This window comes from Novosphingobium sp. KN65.2, assembly GCF_001368935.1.
GTDB classification, from domain to species: Bacteria; Pseudomonadota; Alphaproteobacteria; order Sphingomonadales; family Sphingomonadaceae; genus Novosphingobium; species Novosphingobium mathurense.
Map to the genome: position 1 here is coordinate 1 of NZ_CCBH010000072.1, position 2,659 is coordinate 2,659.

General features: G+C 59.0%; 4 protein-coding genes. 2 read left to right on the forward strand and 2 right to left on the reverse strand.

The genetic code is table 11. The annotated features are described in order from the left end of the window. Positions 1-314: 314 nt before the first annotated feature. On the forward strand, positions 315-509 hold the full coding sequence (locus tag SPHV1_RS02875) for a hypothetical protein (protein ID WP_231634469.1): 195 nt from the start codon (positions 315-317) through the stop codon (positions 507-509). 297 nt (positions 510-806) lie between these two features. Here the strand turns inward: SPHV1_RS02875 and SPHV1_RS24230 are convergent, their stop codons facing one another. After that, entirely contained in the window at positions 807-1,052 is a 246-nt protein-coding gene (locus SPHV1_RS24230; RefSeq protein WP_082430765.1) for a hypothetical protein, read from the reverse strand. 269 nt (positions 1,053-1,321) lie between these two features. Here SPHV1_RS24230 and SPHV1_RS02885 point away from each other — a divergent pair, with 269 nt between their 5' ends. After that, positions 1,322-1,567, forward strand: coding sequence for a hypothetical protein (locus SPHV1_RS02885; RefSeq protein WP_231634471.1), 246 nt, complete (start codon positions 1,322-1,324; stop codon positions 1,565-1,567). Positions 1,568-2,089: 522 nt separating this feature from the next. On the opposite strand, the gene SPHV1_RS02895 is transcribed toward SPHV1_RS02885, so the two are convergent. Further along, positions 2,090-2,659 (reverse strand): PLP-dependent transferase (locus tag SPHV1_RS02895; RefSeq protein ID WP_197277624.1); only part of this gene is annotated, 570 nt, incomplete at its 5' end.

Below are 2,659 nucleotides of genomic sequence, written 5' to 3' on the forward strand. Positions count from 1 at the left end.
ACGCTGCATGGTAGTGCCGAACATAGTGCCTATGTCATCGCAGTCAGACAGCGTCATGGCCGCAAGCGCAATTTCATGAAATTGCTCGGATGACGCGGATGCGCGTTCCAGGAGTAAGAATGGCAAGAAGCCCGTGATGCTGGGGCGCAATGCCCTAAGTCGAAGTGGCTGATACAAACACGGCGCGAAAGCGTACGGCTCGAGGAAGCCGGGGGGCTTGTCCTGATCAGATGACGCTCCTGCAGGAACGGCGGGGCACAGACCGCTTCAGGGCACACCCGCTAACCGGGTTGAGCTTCCAGCCAGGACCTGCAATGGCATCTGTCATGAAACAGGTCAGCGAGATCAACCTCAAAGTCGTCGAGCGCGCGCCCGAGTGGATCCGCAAGGACCTTGCCGGCGGCGATGCGTCGGCGCGCGTAAGGGCCGAGGAAGCCCTTGCGGCAATGATTGCCGATGCGATTGCCAAGACGAACCCGCAATATTGCGGTGCTACCCCGCAAGCATGATGTGCTGGCGGATAATGGCCCGACACTCGATGTTCCGGTATGCCTGTTTGTGACCCGGAAGCCTCGTACGTTGGAGCCACCGAGTGGGTCTGGAATCGGCTGTCTCCCTGCAGTGATACAGACCCGGCGAGAACATTGAAAGGCTGGTCGAGGGGCTGCTCTTTCGGCTGAAGGAGCAGCCCTTTCCAGTGCCTGAAATCGCGCAGGGCGTAGATCTTTCCTGGCCCGGATTTACAAGCGTTCGTGGCGAATTCGCCGGTGCACTGATGCTTATCGGCCCGGTTGAACTTGCGTGCTCTATACGGCGTGCAGCCGTTCGACGTTCGCTCGGTCGGCTACCATCTCGGTGAGCTGGTCGTGCTCGGCGAGGATGCGCTCGATTTCCTGTCGTTTTTCAAAGACGAGCTTGGCAACGCCGGCGGTCATGCCGCCCTCGTCACCGACGCGACCAAGGACGGCTGCAAGGTCCTTGAGAGTCGCCTCTTCAAGACTGGCATGGAGACCGCCTTTGGAATCGCGAAATGCAACGCACTGACTGGCCATGTGATGCCTCCTCCATGACGTTTGCGGCATGGGCAGCAAACGCAAGCACGGGGCGGATAGTTTGCAAAGTCGATGCCCCGCAACCTGTAGATTGCGCCGTTCCTTGCGATGCGACAATCGCAAAAGCTGCAACTGCACATCCCGTTTCGAAGTGGTACGAGCGCGAAAGCAAAAAGTGAGGGCCTTACGATGCATCGGCCCCTGCAAACCCTCTACCAGCGTCAATGCTGCCAGGCCTCCCGACCTGTATATTGGCGGGGCGTTCTGCTATGGTGAACTCCAACGAAGCCGAAGACGGAGGCATTATGGTGAAACGAACCGACGTCAATCGCCTCAGATTTGCGAATGACGGGATCGGACCGGGCAAGACTGTCGAGTTTTGCGCCGAGGACGCCAGCGAAGCATTGATCATCGCGAGAGACGAGGCTGCCAATCGCGACGTGAAGTTATGGAAGGGAGAAAGGTTTCTTTGTCATCTCAAGCATAACACCTTCGATGTCCGGGAAATCAGTTGACCCCGGGCGACTGGGACGGATCGGGTGGACGATCTGAGTGCCCATACGATACCTGTTGATGGCAATTGATCGCGATCCGAAAGCGGCAAGATGTCGGTCTCCAGCTTGACATCGCGGCGTTGCCGACGGGCATGACGGATGCGCTTCAGCGCTATGCCATTGCCATGCGACACGGCGAATGCTTTGGTGACACAGGTTGGCAGGCGCACTCACCGGGTTCGTGCTGCGGCCTTGGCCTTGCTTAGCAGTCGAGCGCTGGCGGTTCCGGCTTTTGGGGTCGGATCCTTATGCGAGGTGAAGAGCCTTCCCGGGAGCGGGGGGTTCGGTCTGGGTGCTACCGGAAAGACTCGGCGCGGCCTATGACCGTTGAAACCGATTGGCGCCAGATGGAAAATTGCGGGCCGGGCACATGTTTGTCGAGCGCTGGCGAATAAGCGACATGATCAAGAGTGTTGCGCCGCTTTGGCACGACATTGAATCGTTCCCATGGATGCGGACAATCAAGGCGGATGGTTACATTTCTCAGACAGCGTTCGACAAAGCGGCCAATCCAATTTCCAGGCCCGAAATCAGATCGGCTTCGGCCTCCAGGCCGATCGACATACGTACAAGGCTGTCACTGATCCCGGCGGTCGCCCTGGCATCAGGTCCCATATCCGCATGAGTCATGGTCGACGGATGAGCGATGAGACTCTCGACGCCGCCCAGCGATTCAGCGAGCGTGAAGCACTCAACATTGGCGATAAACCGACGAACAGCCTCGGCACCACCTGTCAGCTCAAAACTCAACATCGCTCCGAAGCCGCGTTGCTGACGTGCTGCAATGGCATGCCCGGGATGCGAAGGAAGTCCCGGATAATGGACCGCCGCGACATCGGGATGTTGTGCCAGGAACCTTGCCACGGCCATGGCATTTGCCTGCTGGCTTTGCATGCGTGGGAATAGCGTCCGCAATCCGCGCAAGGTCAGCCAGGAATCGAAGGGTGCCCCCGCGGTCCCCACCACATTGGCCCACTCGCGCAAGTCCTGCGCTTCGCGCGGATCAGCAGCCACTACCGCGCCACCAATGACATCGGAGTGACCGTTGAGATA